General features: G+C 53.5%; 1 pseudogene. It reads right to left on the bottom strand.

The annotated features are described in order from the left end of the window. Nucleotides 1-390: pseudogene (locus tag BLX24_RS31335) on the bottom strand (transketolase family protein); the annotation flags it as partial.

The raw sequence follows: 390 nt of genomic DNA, 5'->3' as shown, positions 1-390 counted from the left end.
CCACCATTCATCTGGTGTTCTTCGGCAGTAACGACACAGCGCGTTTTCCGGACCGACGTCAGAATGGCTGTCTGATCAAGCGGTTTAATGGTGTGGATATTAATGACTTCGGCACTGATGCCTTTTTCTGCCAGGATGTGACCCGCTTCAATAGCCTGCCATANCTTCATTCAGCAGGACGGCTTTCCCGATTTCAAACACCTGATCGGCAGGGGTGAAGTTCGGAATGACCGGCCGCCCGAAACGGAGGTAGACCGGGCCGTTGTAGTCTGCAATGGCGATGGTGGCAGCTTTGGTCTGATTAAAATCGCACGGATTGATGACCGTCATGTTTGGCAGTGCTTTCATCATGGCGATGTCTTCCAGCACCTGGTGGGTGGCCCCGTCTTC

Source organism: Arsenicibacter rosenii, assembly GCF_001870735.1.
GTDB classification, from domain to species: domain Bacteria; phylum Bacteroidota; class Bacteroidia; order Cytophagales; family Spirosomataceae; genus Arsenicibacter; species Arsenicibacter rosenii.
The sequence above is the reverse complement of the archived record's forward strand: the minus strand, read 5'-3'. Positions and strand labels throughout refer to the sequence as shown.